Here is a 17070-nt window from a genome sequence, read left to right as displayed (position 1 = left end):
GGATGACTCCTTGATCAGTAATTATTCGCAAGGCGTGCGCTATTACTCAGCGCCACCAAACAGCTGTTCGTCAATTAAATCACAAAGGCAGTGAATAACGAGTAAATGAACTTCTTGGATGCGTGCGGTAGAGGTGGCGGGAACACGGATCTCGCAGTCGTCTTGCCCCAGTAAAGAGGCCATATTACCGCCGTCACGCCCGGTTAGTGCTACTACGGTCATGTCGCGGTCGTGAGCCGCTTGGATCGCTTGTACAACGTTAGCGGAGTTGCCGCTAGTTGAAATAGCCAGCAGTACGTCGCCTGGCTGGCCCAGTGCGCGAATTTGCTTGGAGAACACCTCATTATAGCTATAGTCATTAGCAATAGATGTCAGGGTCGAGGTGTCGGTAGTTAGTGCTAAAGCAGGCAGGCTAGGGCGCTCACGCTCAAAACGGTTCAGTAACTCAGAAGAAAAATGCTGACTGTCACCGGCGCTGCCGCCGTTACCACACGCAAGAATTTTCCCTTCATTAACCAGACACTGCACCATCATTTGGCTGGCGACTTCAATAAAAGGAGGCAGTACTTCGCTGGCATAGGTTTTGGTATCAATGCTGGCATTGAAATGGCTGAGTATACGGGATTGAAAGTCCATCAGGGCTTCCTAGTTAAGAGTATTAATAAGCGTCAAAAGCCGCTTGCTCCCAATGAAACTCGAGAGTGGGCGGTGTGCCTGTAATGGCTAGGATATCAAAGCGGCAGGGGCAAGAGAGGTTATGTCGCGCAATATAGAGCGATGCCGCACGAATTAAACGACGCCGCTTCTGCGCGTTCACCATTTCCAAGGGGTGCCCATGGCGCGTTGTGGCGCGATGTTTGACCTCGACAAAGACCAAAATATCCTGGTCATACATCACAAGATCAAGCTCTCCGCCTTTTACATGGTGATTGTTGGTGACCAGGCGAAGGCCGTGCTGCTGCAGCCATTGAGCGGCTAACCGCTCAATGGCTGCACCTCGATAACGGGCAGTTTGGGGATTATTGCTCATTACCCAGTAGGCCAGGAATTAAAATGGGTGACGGTGTGCCATTTTGAAACTTGGCCCAGGGCAGTTCGCGGTGGATGCGGCCATCATTTGATAGCGATAACGTCCCAGTGCTGCCGTTTAAACCGTTTAGGCTGGACAGGTCCGACATCCGTTTAGCAAGTTCATAAGCATCAACACCCATAGCCATCAAGCGGAACATCGAGGCATCTGCCTCATCGCGCAACTGCTGGTAGGTAGGGTAGAAAGGTAGTACCTCTTCTCCGCCTACTGCAGCATCTGGAATTTGCCAGGGAATGTCCATGAACATCACATCGTTCAGATCCTGATCCAAGCGCGTTTGCAGCCGGCCTTCATGTAGGTGCGAGGTGGCGTAGATGGGCAGGTCAGGAGCGTAGTAATAATCCAGCGTGGGCGGCACCTGGCGTGCGTAATCGGGAAGCGCTAATAGGAAGAGGGCGTCAATGTTGCCAAGGCGGGCGCGCTCGCCGCTAACATTCAGCGCGGTTTGCACAGCGTTGGAAACTGGGCTGCTCGGATTGTAGCGCACTGCATTCGTCACCTCGCCACCCAGGCGCTGAAACTCGTTCCAGAAGGCTTCACCAACTCGGCGGCCCCAGTCATTATCCGGCACCATCACCGACATTTGGCGCTGGCCATCCTGATAAGCACGGCGCGCTGCCTGCCGGGCTTCACCTTCTGCAGATAAGCCGTACTGCAGTAGACGTTGTGCTTGGTTGTTGGCACCGCTGCCATAGTTCAGCGCTAGTGTAGGCAGGGGTACGCTGTCACGCTGCTCAAGCTGAGACACCTGATCCTTATCGAGCGGGCCAATCATTAGCTGGGCATTCATTTGCTGAGCGCGGCTATACAGTTCGTCGAGCGAGTACTGGGCAGCATCGATAAAACTTAACTGAACGCCGTCAGCACTAATCTCGTTATGGCGGCGTATGGCGGTGGCAAGTGTATTGGCAACGCTGCTTAGCGGGCCAGATTCCGGTAGTGCAACCACAATACGGCGAATTTCGGTGCCCTCAAGTTCAGGTAAGGTGACTTGAACTTGCCCCGGCTGCTGATCAAGCGTTTGCTGTGCCCACTGTTGGCGCTCAGCAAGGGTTTGCTGCTGATTTGCCTGCATAGGTAGCTCATCGTCCAAGACTTGTGTTGCGCGCAACACGGCGCGTGGGTCGTTTAACCCGCGAGCAAGCTCTGAAAATAGCATGGCCCAGCGCACGCGATCGGCGTCGTTAAGCAGCGTTTCATCAATGCTGCTGGCGGTATCAAAGGCGTTTTCACGCTGGCCCTGGCGGGCCAAAATATTGGCGGCTTCCAGACGTGTGCGAGCGGCCTGCTCTGGGGCTTGCTGTTCGGCTTGACTGAGCAAGCGGCCGGCATCCTGGTCGGGTACTCGGTCAACCACGCTCGGCGGTTGCATGGCGCACCCGGTGATGAGAAGTGCCATGAAGGCAGTGGCCAACAGGCCACGAAGTGACTGTTTCATGTATCCTTCCTTAGTTTCCATTTGCGCTGTCGCGGTCTATCAGCAGGTTAGCGTGGTTTTCCATAAGCATAGCGCACCGTCAGGGCAAACCATTAACAAATCGGGAGTCACGATGACACACCAACATCCGGGTACATTGTACGTGGTTGCCACGCCAATTGGGAATTTGGACGACTTAACGCCGCGTGCTGCTCGGGTATTAGCCGATGTATCGCGTATTGCGGCGGAAGATACGCGACATAGCGCGCGGCTGCTTGCCCACTTAGGGGTGAATACGCCGATGATATCGCTGCATGAGCACAATGAAGCCCAGCGGGTCGATACGCTCGATGGTTATTTATCAGCTGGTGAAAGTATTGCACTGATCAGTGATGCCGGTACGCCGCTGATTTGCGATCCCGGTTTCGTGCTGGTGCGGGAACTACGCGCCAGAGGGCGCCACATTGTTCCGCTGCCTGGGCCGTGCGCGCTGGTCACCGCGCTTTCTGGAGCGGGGCTGCCCACCGACCGCTTTACGTTTGGGGGCTTTCTGCCTGCCAAGCCCAGCGCTCGCCGCCAAGCGTTGGAGAAGTGGCAGAGCCGTGAAGAAACGTTGGTATTTTACGAGTCGCCCCACCGCATTGTGCATACGCTTGAGGCGCTATGTGAGCAAATGACTGAGCGCACGGTGGTGCTGGCACGAGAGTTGACCAAAACCTTTGAAACATTTCTTCAGGGATCACCGGCAGCGCTTCGTGATCAGCTCGCTGAAGATCCTAACCAGAGCCGGGGTGAGTTTGTAATAATTATTTCTGGTGCCCCTCCGGCGGTGCAGGGGGATGAACAGTCGATAAATGCCAATGAGCTGTTAGCCGCCCTGCTGGCAGAGGGGGTGGGTGTCAAACAGGGGGCTTCGATTGCGGCCAGAATGCTGGGTGGCCGTAAGCAGGAGTGGTACGCCCGGTTGCAGGCAATGAAAGGTCAGCATTGAGGCGAACGCAGGGCGCTGGTATGCTTGCCGCCGGAGTTGGCCAGACAGTCGCCGCTAGTGTGCTCGCAAAGGCCGCTAGGGGAGGAAAGTCCGGGCTCCATAGGGCAGAGTGCCAGGTAACGCCTGGGCGGCGCAAGCCGACGGAAAGTGCAGCAGAGAGTAGACCGCCTAAGTCCCTGAAATAAACCTCAGGGGCCGGTAAGGGTGAAAGGGTGCGGTAAGAGCGCACCGCGCGCCTGGCAACAGTGCGTGGCATGGTAAACCCCACTCGGAGCAAGACCAAATAGGGACCCAACGGCGTGGCCCGCGCTGGGTTCGGGTAGGTTGCTTGAGCGCTGCGGTGACGCAGCGCCTAGAGGAATGACTGTCCACGACAGAACCCGGCTTATCGGCCGACTCCCCATTTCCATGAAAGGCGTGCCAAGCACGCCTTCCCAAATTATGTGTGAGAGTAACATGCCTTCTGCTGACGCTGATCAGGTCACCCGTTTTCGTCATACCAGCGTTTTATTGGAAGGAGCGGTAGATGCACTGGTCCATGATTCTGAAGGTATCTACCTAGATGGTACCTTTGGCCGTGGCGGTCACTCCCGGTTAATTCTTTCGCGCTTAAGCGAGCAGGGTCGCTTGTTGGCCATGGATCGCGACCCTCAGGCCATTGCCGCCGCTGCTGAGATAGAAGACTCCCGTTTCCACATTACTCAGCGTGAATTTGCTCACTTGGCTGAATTTGCCAAAGAGCAGGGGCTCTACGGCAAACTCTCTGGTGTTTTGCTGGATGTGGGCGTCTCATCCCCGCAGCTTGATGATCCTGTGCGCGGTTTTAGCTTTATGCGCAACGGCCCGCTAGATATGCGCATGGATCCCACGCAAGGGGAAAGTGCCGCCGAGTTTTTGGCGCGAGCCAGTGAAGCCGATATTGCCAACGTCTTTAAAACCTACGGTGAGGAGCGCTACGCCAAGCGCCTAGCTAACGCCGTGGTGAAACGACGCGTGGAGAAGCCTTTTACCCACACGGTGGATTTGGCGGAGGTGCTGAAAGCCGCCCACCCAGCATGGGAAAAAGGTCGGCACCCAGCGACCAAAGCGTTTCAGGGGCTGCGTATTTATCTTAATGGGGAACTTGACCAGCTAGATGCCGCCTTAGAGGCAGCGCTTGAAGCGCTAGCGCCGGGCGGTCATCTAGTGGTCATCAGCTTTCACTCCTTGGAAGATCGCCGTGTGAAGCGGTTTATCCGCCATCATGTGCGCGGTGACACCCACTTGCCACGGGGTGTGCCCATTCGTGATGATCAGTTGAATCGTCGCCTTGAAGCATTGGGCAAAGGCAGTCGCCCGAGCGACGAGGAAGTGGATGCTAACCCCCGCGCGCGTAGTGCCGTTATGCGGGCGGCCCGTAAGCGAGGCTAACAATGAGCATTGAGCGGCTAGAGCATTGGGCTTCCACGCTGAGGGCGGAGTGGCCGTTTAAACTGCGCCTTCGCCTGTGGCCCATCACCATGATTGTGCTGTTTTTTGCCTGTTTATTGACTGGCTTAGCAGTAGTGACCACCACCCATATGACGCGGGTACAGTTTGCTGAGCTTCAGCGGTTAGAGCAGGAAGAAAACCAGCTCCAGACCGAGTGGGGCCAACTGCTGTTGGAAGAGGGGGCTTGGGCAACGCCAGCCCGCATTGAACAAATTGCCACGGAACGGCTAGAGATGCGTATTCCTGACGTAAATGATGTCGAGGTGATTCGGCCATGAAGCGTGAAGGTCGGGGAGGGAAGTCCCGCCAATATCCTATTGCGCCGCCGCTTGCTGGTGGGCGCTTTTTCTTTATTTTGTTAGCAGTTGGTCTCGCCTCTGCCATTTTGATTGGGCGAATTACACTGCTACAGGTGATTGATCGCCCATTTTTGCAGAGCCAGGGTGATGCCCGCACGCTGCGCCATGAAGCTATTCCTGCTCACCGCGGAATGATCACTGACCGTAACGGCGAGCCACTGGCAATATCCACGCCGGTCGTGACGCTTTGGGCGAACCCTCAAGAGTTGCCTACAGACGCCATCCAGCGTGTCATGCTGGCGCAGGCGCTGGGGATGTCACTGGATGACTTCGAGTCCCGGGTGGCGCGCTACAGTAGCCGCGAATTCATGTATTTGCGCCGACAGATGACCCCAGACGCTGCGCAGCGCATCCTCGATCTGCGCACGCCGGGTGTCTATCCACAGCGTGAATACAAGCGCTACTACCCGGCTGGAGAGGTGGCGGCCCAAATACTCGGCGTCACCAACGTAGACGACGTCGGTCAGGAGGGCTTAGAGCTCGCTTATCAGCCCTACCTAGCGGGTCACCCGGGGCAGCGTCGTGTCATCAAAGACCGGCGCGGTCGGCTGGTGCGAGAGCTGGGCGTGATTCGTGAAGCGCAGCCAGGCGGAGAGCTGACCCTGGCGATTGATCAGCGTATCCAGTACATGGCATATCGCGAATTGCGCGCTGCAGTGGCTGAACATCAAGCAGATGGTGGTGTTTTGGTCATGATGGATGCCCGTACAGGTGAAGTCCTGGCAATGGCCAATCTGCCGTCTTACAACCCCAATAACCGAGCGGGCTTAGATCCTCGTGGTTTGCGTAATCAAGCGCTGGTGGATGTATTCGAGCCTGGTTCGGTCATGAAGCCGTTAGCCATGGCAGCGGTGCTTGAAAGCGGTATTGTTGGCCGTGATGCTGTGGTAGATACATCGCCTGGATGGATGAGGCTTGATCAATTTACGATCCGAGACTTCCGTAACTACGGTGAACTGGATCTCGCGGGTATTCTTGAAAAATCTTCTAACATTGGCATGTCTCGCTTGGCTCTGCAGCTAAGCGATACGGCTATTTGGGAGAAGTATAACCAGCTCGGCCTGGGGCAAAGCCCCGGAACAGGCTTCCCAGGGGAGTCTACGGGCAATCTGCCGGCTCGGATTCAGTGGTCTAGAAGTGAGCGAGCAGCTCTCTCTTATGGTTATGGTTTATCGGTAACGGCCGTTCAGCTAGCCAGTGCTTATACTGCGTTGGCTAATAATGGTGAACGCTTACCCCCTTCGCTGTTAAGGTTGTCAGAGCCGCCCCAAGGTATCCCGGCCATTGAGCCGAGTGTTGCCAACGACTTACTAGAAATCTTAGAAACCTCGGTTGGCGCCTATACAGGTGGGCGACGTGCCCGTGTAGAAGGGTATCGCGTTGGCGGAAAAACCGGCACCGTGCGTAAAACGGGCCAGCAAGGCTACGCCACCGATGCGTACCGCAGTGTCTTTGCGGGGATTGCGCCCATTTCGGACCCGCGTATCGTGACGGTGGTGATGATTGACCATCCCAAAGCAGGCGAATTTTATGGTGGAGCGGTGGCAGCGCCGGTGTTCTCTAGTGTCACCGGTAAAGCGTTGCGGCTACTGGATGTGCCGCCTGACTACGAGGTCGAATAGTGTTTAAGGAGATGGCATGACCATATGCCCAGACCAGTTATGGAAAGCGTTGCACCACGTATGGCCCAGCGCCAAGCTGCCAGCATTGCCTGACCTGCCTCAGCAGCTCAGTTTAAGAACGGATTCTCGCGCCCTGGCCGCTGGAGACGTGTTCGTGGCCGTGCCTGGTAGTCAGCGCGATGGACGCGAATATATCGAACAAGCGCTGGCCAAGGGTGCCTCGCTGGTGCTGGCTCACACCAAGGATAGCGACATAGGGCTAGAGGAACGGGTGTTATTTCTCCCCCATCTTTCGCTACGCCTAGGCGAATTAGGTCGAGCGCTATTTGATGTTCCTCGTGGTCTGGAGGTCATTGCTGTTACGGGAACGAACGGCAAAAGTTCGGTGACTCACTATGTGGCCGAGCTAAGTGAGCAGTTAGGCACCCAAGCGGGTGTGATTGGGACGCTGGGCGTGGGTCGGCCAGGTAAGCTGCTTGAGAGCGGTCTAACCACGCCAGGCCCGTTGGCACTGCAAGCAACACTAGGTGAGCTAGCGCGTCAGGGCGTTAAGCGCGTTGCGCTTGAAGCCTCTTCTCATGCGTTAGATCAGCAGCGTTTGGACGCAGTCGATGTCAACGTCGCGGTCTTCACCAATCTGACGCGAGATCATTTGGATTATCACGGCAGTATGGCGGCTTACGCGGCCGCTAAAGCCAAGCTGTTTAGACGCACCGAGCTATCTCTTGCGGTGGTCAATGGTGATGATCCTCTCGCTAAGTTGATGCTGGCGGGCTGCGATAGCGATGTACGCGTACTAGCGACAGGTACCGATGAGGCAGTGACGCTGCGCGTTTTAGATTGGCAGCCCCATGCCCTTGGGCAGCAGGCGCTGATAGCCACCCCAGAAGGCGAAAAAGTCCTGCGGCTAGGGCTCGTGGGGCGTTTCAACCTGGATAATGTACTACTTGCCATGGCCGTACTTTACGGATTAGGTGAGCCGCTGGATGCGATCTTTGAAGCAGCAGCAGTGCTTTCTCCTGTGCCGGGGCGCATGGCCTGCTACGGTGGTGATAACGCCCCTAGCGTGGTGGTAGATTATGCCCACACGCCAGATGCACTGCAGAGTGCGTTGGGTGCTTTGCGTGCCCATTTGGGCAGTCAAGGCAAGCTATGGTGCCTGTTTGGCTGCGGCGGTGAGCGGGATACAGGGAAGCGCGCTGAAATGGCGAAAGTAGCAGAGCAACTGGCTGATCACGTGGTCGTCACCGATGACAACCCACGCAGTGAGTCTGCCGAGCAGATTCGTCAGCAAATCCACGCAGGCTTTGCCGGTAGTGTGCCAGTAGATGATAGAGGTGACCGCCGACAAGCCATTCTTTACGCGGTTCATCAAGCCGCTCCTGACGATGTGATTCTCGTTGCAGGAAAAGGTCATGAAACCTATCAAGAGATAGACGGAGTTCGCCACCCTTATCAAGATGTCGAGCAGGTGCTCCACGCCCTTGCCACACGGGGAACCCCCTAATGTGGGCGTTGGTAGAAGTAGCCGCCGCCCTTGGCTGCGATATCTCGGCTGAGAGCGCCAACTTGCCCATTTCAGCGGTAGTGACCGACACGCGTAAAATTGTGCCGGGCTGTCTATTTATCGCGCTAAAAGGGCCGCGCTTTGATGGCCATGAGTTTGTAGAGCATGCCAAAGAGCAAGGGGCCGCAGCAGCCCTGGTAGAGCGTGAGGTGGATAGCGCTCTACCTCAGTTGGTGTGCGCCGATACGCGGTTAGGACTTGGGCTGGTCGCGCGGGCTTGGCGTCAGCGCTTTATCCTGCCGCTGGTGGCGGTGACGGGTAATAGCGGTAAAACCACGGTAAAAGAAATGACTGCTGCGCTGTTAGCACCGCTAGGTTGCGTGCTGGCGACAGCAGGCAACTTGAATAACGATATTGGTGCGCCGTTAACCCTGCTGCGCTTATCGAGCGAACATCAAGCGGGCGTTATTGAGCTAGGCGCTAATCATTTAGGCGAGATCGCCTGGACTAGCCAGCTCACTGCACCGCAGGTCGCTATTATCACTAACGTGACTGGCGCTCATGTGGGCGAGTTTGGCGGCATGGGCCAAATTGCTCAGGCGAAGAGTGAAATTTTCTCGGGTCTTAGCGGTCATGGTACTGCCGTCATTAATAGGGATGACCGCTACTACGCTTTTTGGGCCGCCTGTGCTGCCCCTCGGCAAATTGTAAGCTATGGCTTACATGACGATGCGGACGTTCACGCGAGGGCACTTTCCTGCGACCCCCAGGGGCGGTATGCTTTCACGCTTGTTGCGCACGGCCAAATCATGGGTGAAGTGCAGTTGCCGCTTATCGGCAAACATAATGTCAGTAATGCCCTGGCCGCATCGGCAGCAGCGCTAGCGCTAGGAGTAACGCCAGAGCACGTCGTGACAGGATTAAGCTGTTTAACCTCGCTTTCGGGGCGGCTAAGCGTGGTGCCGGGGTTACGCAATGCAACGTTGTTGGATGACACTTACAATGCAAATCCAGGGGCGGTTAAAGCTGCTTTGGATGCGCTCGCTAGCTTCCCAGCGCCACGCTGGTGTGCACTCGGGGCAATGGGTGAGTTGGGCAGCGAGTCCCAAGCTTTACATGCAGAGATTGGCCGCTACGCCGCGTCGTTAGGTATCGATACGCTATTAACGTTTGGCGAGGCGGCGCGCGCGGCCTCAAGTGCCTTTGGTCGCGGGCAACACTTTGACGACCACGAGACGCTTGTGCGTCATGTTCTTAATACTCTTCCGCCTAACACCACTCTGCTGGTGAAAGGGTCACGTAGTGCAGGCATGGAAACGGTCATTGCTGCGCTGCGTGCGGATGAAACAAGGTAAGCGCCGTTCATGTTACTTCACTTGGCGAATTTTTTAGCTCAATTCCAAACTGCGTTTCAGGTGTTCAATTATTTGACGCTGCGCGTCATTCTCGCCGCGCTCACCGCGCTGATGCTGTGCCTTTGGCTGGGGCCCTGGGTGATACGTCGCCTGGTCGAAGGGCAGATTGGCCAGGCCGTTCGCGACGACGGCCCACAGTCGCATCTTTCCAAAGCAGGTACGCCGACCATGGGCGGCGCCATGATCCTGCTGGCGATTGCGATCAGCACCTTGCTGTGGGGTGACCTGACCAACTATTACGTCTGGATCGTGCTGCTGGTGACGCTGGGCTTTGGCGCCATCGGGTGGGTCGACGATTATCGTAAAGTGGTTGAAAAGAACCCACGAGGCCTGCCTGCACGTTGGAAATATTTCTGGCAGTCGGTGGTCGGCCTGGGAGCCGCCATCATTCTGTACGCCACGGCCACCACGCCCGCCGAAACCAGTCTGCTCATTCCGCTGTTCAAGGACGTTGCGCTGTCGTTGGGCTTGTTCTACATCGTATTGAGCTACTTCGTCATCGTCGGCAGCTCCAACGCCGTCAACCTTACCGACGGTTTGGATGGCTTGGCGATTATGCCCACTGTGCTGGTGGCGATGGGGCTCTCTGTATTTGCTTATGCCAGCGGTAATGCGGTGTTTGCCAACTACCTGCATATCCCTTTTATCCACGGCACCGGCGAGTTAGCAGTATTTTGTGCCACCATCGCGGGTGCCGGTCTTGGCTTTTTATGGTTTAACACCTATCCCGCCCAGGTATTTATGGGCGACGTAGGTGCCCTTGCCCTAGGGGCTGCGTTAGGGGTAGTCGCGGTCATTGTCCGTCAAGAGATCGTGCTCTTTATCATGGGCGGTATTTTTGTACTGGAAACCGTCTCGGTGATCCTCCAGGTAGGCTCCTACAAACTAACTGGACGCCGCATCTTCCGCATGGCACCGCTACATCACCACTACGAGCTGAAAGGGTGGCCAGAGCCGCGGGTTATCGTGCGCTTCTGGATTATTACCGTGGTACTTGTGCTGCTAGGCTTGGCCACGCTCAAAGTTCGTTAATCAAAGAAACAGTAGGCGGCGCACAGGCCGCCTTTGGCGTATGGCAGAAGGAGCCACATGGTGCAGGTACCAAACGGATTTACGGTAGTCGTTGGGCTAGGGCTCTCTGGTCAGGCGATTTGCCGCCACCTTACCCAGCTGGGTAGGCCGTTTATGGTGGCTGACACCCGTGAAGCGCCGCCAGGGGTGGAGGCTTTTCGCCAAACGTACCCGGATGTTCAGGTGCATTGTGGCTCTCTGGCTGCTGTAGATTTTTGTCAGGCCTACGAGGTCGTGATTAGCCCAGGTGTAGATCCTCGCACGGCTGGTTTGGAGGGGCTGCTTGAGCGCCATAACCCTGCCACTGGCGAGCCCATGCTGGTAGGCGAAATCGCGCTGTTCAAACGTGCCGTGAAAGCACCCATTGCGGCCATTACGGGCTCCAATGCTAAGTCCACAGTGACGACGCTACTTGGCGAGATGGCTGCTGCATCTGGCATTAATGCCGCTGTGGGCGGCAATCTAGGTACGCCCGCGCTTGATCTTCTGGCGCAACAGCCAGACGCCGACCTATACATCCTAGAGCTATCCAGCTTTCAGTTGGAAACCACGCCCTCTTTAGGCGCGGCCTCGGCGGCCTTCTTAAATCTCTGCGATGACCATCTAGATCGCCACGGCGATCTAGAGGGCTACCGACAGGCCAAGCAGCGTATTTTTATCGGCGCAGAGCACGCCGTGGTGAATGCTGACGATCCGCAAACATGGCCGGATCAGCCGCTAGAGCATATCGAACACTTTGGGGTACATACTCCCCGTGATGCTGCGTGGGGACTGGTCGAGCAACAGGGCCATTGGTGGCTAATGCAGGGCAAAACGCCATGGCTGTTAGCCGATGAGCTGCGTATAACTGGGCAGCATAATTACGCCAATGCGTTAGCGGCGCTGGCGATGGGGCGCGCATTAGGCTTTGATAAAGCCAGTATGTGCGGTGCCCTAAAAGCGTTTGTAGGCTTGCCGCACCGCAGTGAAACCATTGCCGAGCTAAACGGCGTTCGCTGGGTCAATGATTCCAAAGGAACCAATGTGGGCGCGACGCTGGCTGCCATCAACGGGATTGGCGCCACCCTGCAAGGAAAGCTGCTTCTTTTGGCAGGCGGCGTTGGCAAGGGGGCGGATTTTTCTCCGTTGGCTGCGCCGCTAGCGAATAGCGCTCGCACTGCTATTGTGTTTGGGGCCGATGCGCCGCGCCTTGCCGAAGCGCTTAATGAGGCGATTCCGGTTGAGCGTGTAGAACACTTAACGCAAGCCATGGAGGTTGCTTTCGCCATGGCCAAACCCGGTGATTGCGTGCTGCTGTCACCCGCCTGTGCCAGTTTGGATCAATTCGCCAACTATCAGGCACGAGGTGACGCCTTTCGTCACTGGGTTGAGCACAAACGCAGCGAGTTGACGCCATGAGCGATGAATCTCTCAGTAGAGTACAGCGCCTGCGCGCTGCCTTAACGACCCAGCACCTGCCTTGTGATATCTGGCTGATTGTTGCGGTGGTGGCGTTGGCGGGGCTTGGCTGGATTATGGTCAGCTCTGCGTCGGTGGGGCTACTGGAAAACAGCTACCACTACTCCCGTCAGCACGGCATCTTTCTATTATTAGCCATTGTTGCCTGCTTATTTATGTTATGCGTGCCTTTGGAGCTGTGGCGGCAGAACGCAGCGCTTATTCTACTCGTCAGCATTTTTATGCTGGTGGTGGTGCTAGTTATTGGCCAAGAGGTGAACGGCAGTAAGCGTTGGATTTCACTGCCTGGGCCGCTGCCGAGTTTGCAGGTGTCGGAACTGGCGAAAGTGGGCCTTATTTTTTACATGGCGGCATTTATGTCGCGCTTTACCTACGAGCTGCGGCGGCGGGCGTTTACCATGTGGCGGCCATTGGCCGTGCTTGCCGTGCCCGCGAGCCTGCTGTTCTTAGCTCCAGATTTCGGTGGCATGGTGGTTTACACCGTATGTGTCATTGGCATGTTAATGATGAGCGGAGCCTCGCTGACCTTACTGCTCGGCAGTGGAAGCGTGCTGGGGGTTGGGGCGGTGATGATGGTAGTAATGGAGCCCTACCGCTTGGCCCGCTGGACAAGCTTTCTTGACCCCTGGGCCGATCAATTTGCCACCGGCTATCAGTTAACCCAGGCGTTGATTGCGTTTGGTCGTGGGCATGTAACAGGTACCGGTCTTGGCAATAGCGTTCAAAAGCTTCACTACCTGCCGGAAGCCCACACCGACTTTATTTTTGCCGTAGTGGCCGAAGAGCTAGGGATGATTGGTGCCATTTTAGTGGTGCTACTGTTTACTCTATTTATTGTACGCGCCATGTGGGTCGGCCGCCGCGCGGAGCTGGCAGGGCATCTGTTTGGCGCCTACGTTAGCTACGGCATTGGATTTATTGTGGCGGCTCAGGCGTTAATTAACATGGCCGTAAGCTCTGGGTTGCTGCCCACAAAAGGGCTTACTCTGCCGCTAATCAGCTATGGCGGCTCAAGTCTGTTGGTGACGGGCATGATGATTGGGCTACTGCTGCGTGTGGATGCTGAGACTCGGCACCGCCCCCGGCGTACGCCTACCCCCTACCGAGCACGCCGAGAACCGCGTTTATCGTAATTATTCAAGGAGTCGTTTGTGGCGACGAACTCGCGTCGACGGATATTGATTATGGCCGGGGGAACCGGTGGGCACGTTATTCCTGCGCTCTCTTTGGCGCATGCTTTACAGGCCAAGGGTGTCGACGTTGAATGGCTGGGAAGCCCGCGTGGTATCGAAAATCGGCTAGTGCCTAATGCTGGTATTATGCTACACACGATTGCCATTGAAGGGCTGAGGGGCAAAGGGCTGGCAGGCTGGTGCAAAGCGCCCATCAATCTTTCCCGAGCGGTGATGCAGGCGCGACGCATCATTAAACGCTTTAAACCTGATGTTGTGGTCGGCCTGGGGGGCTTTGCCAGTGGCCCGGGTGGGCTGGCGGCGCGGCTGTCGGGTGTGCCGCTGGTCATTCATGAACAGAATGCCGTCGCAGGCCTCACTAATAAAGTGCTTTCGCGCTTGGCGACGCGTACTTACGCCGCCTTTGAGGATGCGTTTGGCAGTCGTGCAGTAGTTATTGGTAACCCCGTGCGTGAAGAGATTGCGGCGCTAGGCGAGAGCCCTAAGCAGGTGGCTGAGATGTCTAATAGGCCGCTTAGGCTGCTGGTTGTGGGTGGCTCGCTCGGTGCTGTAGCACTAAATGAGCGCCTGCCGCCAGCGCTTGCCGCGCTACCACCAGAGCGGCGCCCGGATGTGCGCCATCAAGCCGGTAAAGAGCGCGACGTAGCCACCGCCCAGGCATATACAGAACTTGGCATTGTGGCCGATGTTAGCCCCTTTATCGATGATATGGCGGCCGCCTACTCATGGGCGGATCTTGTGGTTTGCCGCGCTGGTGCGTTAACGGTTGCCGAGTTGGCTGCAGCGGCAAAGCCTGCGCTGTTAGTGCCATTTCCATTTGCAGTAGATGACCATCAGCGAGTCAATGCTGATGTGCTGGTGAAGGCGGGAGCGGCTCAGTGTGTCATCCAATCAGCCCTCACGCCTGAGCGCTTAACTCAATTATTAGACGAATTACTTCATCCCGACAGGCTGGCGGAAATGGCGTCTAAAGCGCGCCAAGCCGCTTATTTAGATGCCACCGAGCGTCTTGCAGCAGGCTGTTTGGGATTAGTGAAGCAAGGAGAAACTGCGTGACCGATTCAGTGACTAACATGTCGCCGCAGGGGGCTCGCCCAACTGGCCCCGGTATGCGTCGTATTAAGCGGCTGCATTTTGTAGGTATCGGTGGTGCAGGCATGTGCGGTATTGCCGAAGTATTAGCCAACCAGGGCTACCAAGTTAGCGGTAGCGACATGAAAGCCTCCGCCGTGGTTGAACGGCTGCGCCATTGCGGAGTAAGCGTGGCCATTGGTCATGCTGAAGAGCATGTGCAGGGGGCCGATGTGGTTGTTGTCTCCAGCGCAATCGATGAAACCAACCCTGAAATACGCTGGGCACATGAGCACCGCGTGCCGGTAGTGCGCCGTGCCGAAATGCTGGCAGAACTGATGCGCTTCCGTCACGGTATTGCCGTCGCGGGGACTCACGGTAAAACAACCACCACTAGCTTGACAGCAACACTATTGGCCGAGGGTGGCCTGGACCCTACTTTTGTGATTGGCGGAAAACTGACGAGTGCAGGCGCCAATGCTCGTTTAGGTGAAGGTGATTACTTAGTCGCTGAAGCTGATGAATCCGATGCCTCGTTCCTTCACCTTCAGCCCATGGTATCGATTGTTACCAATATCGATGCTGACCACATGGCGACTTATGGCGGCGATTTTGAGCGCCTGAAAAGCACTTTCATCGAATTTTTGCACAATCTACCGTTTTATGGTCTTGCGGTGTTGTGTATTGACGATCCTCATGTGCGTGGGCTGTGTGACCAAGTTAAACGCCAGTTTGTCACTTACGGCTTTGATGAAGATGCCGACTACCGCATCGTTGATTTTTCTCAACAGGCGGGAGAAGTCTCGTTTACCGCTCTGCGCCCTGGTGATGCGGCACCGCTGGCCATTCGGCTCGCTATGCCGGGTCGTCATAACGCCCTCAATGCGATGGCGGCTATCGTTGTGGCCACTGACGCAGGCGTAAGTGATGATGCGATCCAGCGTGGGCTAACTGGGTTCGCCGGGGTAGGGCGACGCTTTCAAGTGCATGGACACTTTCCAGCACCTTCCGGCGGTGGCGATATCATGCTAGTGGATGACTACGGTCACCATCCTCGTGAAGTCGATATGGTAATCCAGGCAGTGCGAGCAGGTTGGCCTGATCGACGCCTTGTGATGCTTTACCAACCCCACCGTTACAGCCGTACGCGGGATCTTTTTGAGGATTTTGTGCGTGTGCTTTCTCAGGTGGATACCCTGGTGCTACTGGATGTATACAGCGCAGGTGAGGCCGTGCTGCCGGGAGCCGAAGGGAAAACGCTGGCGGGCTCTATTCGACAGCGTGGTGAAGTCGATCCGCTGTTTGTCGAGCACAAGCAGGAGCTGCCTGCCTTGTTGAATAATGTGCTACGGCCTGGAGATATTTTGATTACTCAAGGGGCCGGCGACGTTGGCGGTATTTCGCTGCGCCTTGCTCAGGCAAAACTTGAGATGGATGAGGTGGCGCTATGAACAGCGGGCAAACCGGTTCTCTAGACCGCGTCGTAGTGGTTTACGGTGGCACATCGGCTGAGCGGGATGTTTCCCTGAAAAGCGGCGCCGCTATTCTTGCCGCTTTAAAACGTCAAGGTGTGGATGCGCTCGGCTACGACCCTAAAGAGGGTGGTCTAGCAGGGCTTGAGCGTCTGGCGCCTAGCGCCGTGTTTGTGGCGCTACATGGGCGTGGTGGAGAAGACGGCACGTTTCAGGGCGCGTTAGAGCTGCTCGGCGTGCCCTATACCGGCAGCGGCGTACTGGCATCTGCATTGGGCATGGATAAACAGCGCACTAAACAGGTGTGGCAGGCCGTTGGCTTGCCTACCCCTGAAAGCATCATGCTAAGTGAAAACGCTGATTGGGCGGCCGTAGTAAACCAGCTTGGGCTGCCTATGATGGTCAAGCCAGTCCATGAAGGCTCCACCTTGGGCATCAGTATTGTCAAAAGCCGGGATGAATTAAAAGCCGCCTACACGGCTGCCGCAAAGTTTGATGCGCGGGTAATGGCTGAGCGGTTTATTATCGGGGATGAATACACGGTCGCGCTCTTGGGTGATGACGTGCTGCCCGCTATTCGCGTTGAAGTGCCGGGTGGATTCTATGACTACGAAGCCAAGTACATTGCTAACACCACGCAGTACCATCTGCCCTGTGGTTTGTCTGAGCAGGATGAGCAAGCGCTGGCAGCACTATGTAAAGAGGCCTTTTTAGCGGTAGGTGGCGAAGGGTGGGGGCGTATTGATGTAATGCGTGACGCAGCTGGTAAGTGTTGGCTGATAGAGGTTAACACCGTGCCCGGCATGACTGACCACAGCCTAGTGCCGCAGGCAGCCGCCTACGCCGGGATCGACTTTGATCAGTTGGTCATGCGTATTTTACAGACCGCCGTTCAGCCGAGCATGCCGTAATGAGTAGCTGGACAATAGGAGCG

The 17070-nt window shown here is 56.4% G+C and carries 15 protein-coding genes and 1 other RNA gene; 13 read left to right on the top strand and 3 right to left on the bottom strand.

Translation table 11 applies throughout. The annotated features are described in order from the left end of the window. Positions 1 to 42: 42 nt before the first annotated feature. From AC13CY_RS13815 to AC13CY_RS13805, 3 genes are read right to left on the bottom strand one after another with little or no spacing between them, the layout of a single operon-like run. Positions 43 to 636, bottom strand: a complete 594-nt coding sequence (locus tag AC13CY_RS13815) for a phosphoheptose isomerase (protein ID WP_054641051.1) — start codon at positions 634 to 636, stop codon at positions 43 to 45. 22 nt (positions 637 to 658) lie between these two features. After that, the gene (locus AC13CY_RS13810) at positions 659 to 1030 is read right to left on the bottom strand and encodes a YraN family protein (protein ID WP_044629178.1); all 372 of its coding nucleotides are present in this window, start codon (positions 1028 to 1030) and stop codon (positions 659 to 661) included. Continuing rightward, entirely contained in the window at positions 1020 to 2528 is a 1509-nt protein-coding gene (locus AC13CY_RS13805) for a penicillin-binding protein activator (RefSeq protein ID WP_044629179.1), read from the bottom strand. Before AC13CY_RS13805 ends, AC13CY_RS13810 begins: the two co-directional genes overlap by 11 nt. Positions 2529 to 2640: 112 nt before the next feature. Between AC13CY_RS13805 and rsmI the strand changes: the two genes are divergently transcribed. The 13 genes from rsmI to AC13CY_RS13740 all read left to right on the top strand — a co-directional run bounded on the left by rsmI (position 2641) and on the right by AC13CY_RS13740 (position 17047). Continuing rightward, positions 2641 to 3498, top strand: a complete 858-nt coding sequence (gene rsmI / locus AC13CY_RS13800) for a 16S rRNA (cytidine(1402)-2'-O)-methyltransferase (protein ID WP_044629180.1) — start codon at positions 2641 to 2643, stop codon at positions 3496 to 3498. A gap of 32 nt (positions 3499 to 3530) precedes the next feature. Next, positions 3531 to 3902, top strand: an RNA gene (gene rnpB, locus AC13CY_RS13795) — RNase P RNA component class A. Between the two features lie 52 nt (positions 3903 to 3954). Further along, positions 3955 to 4908: a 16S rRNA (cytosine(1402)-N(4))-methyltransferase RsmH gene (gene rsmH, locus AC13CY_RS13790; RefSeq protein ID WP_062373403.1), complete on the top strand. Its 954-nt coding sequence runs from the start codon at positions 3955 to 3957 to the stop codon at positions 4906 to 4908. A gap of 2 nt (positions 4909 to 4910) precedes the next feature. Then, on the top strand, positions 4911 to 5246 hold the full coding sequence (ftsL, locus tag AC13CY_RS13785; RefSeq protein ID WP_044629182.1) for a cell division protein FtsL: 336 nt from the start codon (positions 4911 to 4913) through the stop codon (positions 5244 to 5246). After that, positions 5243 to 6949, top strand: coding sequence for a peptidoglycan D,D-transpeptidase FtsI family protein (locus tag AC13CY_RS13780; RefSeq protein ID WP_172514590.1), 1707 nt, complete (start codon positions 5243 to 5245; stop codon positions 6947 to 6949). The genes ftsL and AC13CY_RS13780 overlap by 4 nt, the downstream gene beginning before the upstream one ends. Positions 6950 to 6965: 16 nt before the next feature. Then, a complete protein-coding gene (locus tag AC13CY_RS13775) occupies positions 6966 to 8456 on the top strand; it encodes a UDP-N-acetylmuramoyl-L-alanyl-D-glutamate--2,6-diaminopimelate ligase (protein WP_089674979.1) in 1491 nt (496 codons plus the stop codon). After that, the gene (locus AC13CY_RS13770; RefSeq protein ID WP_474786753.1) at positions 8456 to 9811 is read left to right on the top strand and encodes a UDP-N-acetylmuramoyl-tripeptide--D-alanyl-D-alanine ligase; all 1356 of its coding nucleotides are present in this window, start codon (positions 8456 to 8458) and stop codon (positions 9809 to 9811) included. Before AC13CY_RS13775 ends, AC13CY_RS13770 begins: the two co-directional genes overlap by 1 nt. A 9-nt stretch (positions 9812 to 9820) precedes the next feature. Beyond that, on the top strand, positions 9821 to 10903 hold the full coding sequence (gene mraY / locus AC13CY_RS13765; protein ID WP_044629186.1) for a phospho-N-acetylmuramoyl-pentapeptide-transferase: 1083 nt from the start codon (positions 9821 to 9823) through the stop codon (positions 10901 to 10903). Between the two features lie 57 nt (positions 10904 to 10960). Continuing rightward, positions 10961 to 12340 (top strand): UDP-N-acetylmuramoyl-L-alanine--D-glutamate ligase, encoded by a 1380-nt coding sequence (gene murD, locus AC13CY_RS13760; protein ID WP_172514589.1) that lies wholly within the window; start codon positions 10961 to 10963, stop codon positions 12338 to 12340. Further along, positions 12337 to 13533: a putative lipid II flippase FtsW gene (gene ftsW / locus AC13CY_RS13755; protein ID WP_172514588.1), complete on the top strand. Its 1197-nt coding sequence runs from the start codon at positions 12337 to 12339 to the stop codon at positions 13531 to 13533. The genes murD and ftsW overlap by 4 nt, the downstream gene beginning before the upstream one ends. A gap of 18 nt (positions 13534 to 13551) precedes the next feature. After that, positions 13552 to 14649, top strand: coding sequence for an undecaprenyldiphospho-muramoylpentapeptide beta-N-acetylglucosaminyltransferase (gene murG / locus AC13CY_RS13750; RefSeq protein ID WP_089674974.1), 1098 nt, complete (start codon positions 13552 to 13554; stop codon positions 14647 to 14649). Positions 14650 to 14666: 17 nt separating this feature from the next. Then, positions 14667 to 16115 carry a UDP-N-acetylmuramate--L-alanine ligase gene (murC, locus tag AC13CY_RS13745; protein ID WP_288102261.1) on the top strand — a complete coding sequence of 483 codons (1449 nt, stop codon included), beginning with the start codon at positions 14667 to 14669 and terminating at the stop codon, positions 16113 to 16115. Continuing rightward, positions 16112 to 17047, top strand: a complete 936-nt coding sequence (locus AC13CY_RS13740) for a D-alanine--D-alanine ligase (RefSeq protein ID WP_062373419.1) — start codon at positions 16112 to 16114, stop codon at positions 17045 to 17047. The genes murC and AC13CY_RS13740 overlap by 4 nt, the downstream gene beginning before the upstream one ends. Positions 17048 to 17070 lie beyond the last annotated feature (23 nt).

The organism is Vreelandella sp. L-15, from assembly GCF_056857635.1.
The sequence above is the reverse complement of the archived record's forward strand: the minus strand, read 5'-3'. Positions and strand labels throughout refer to the sequence as shown.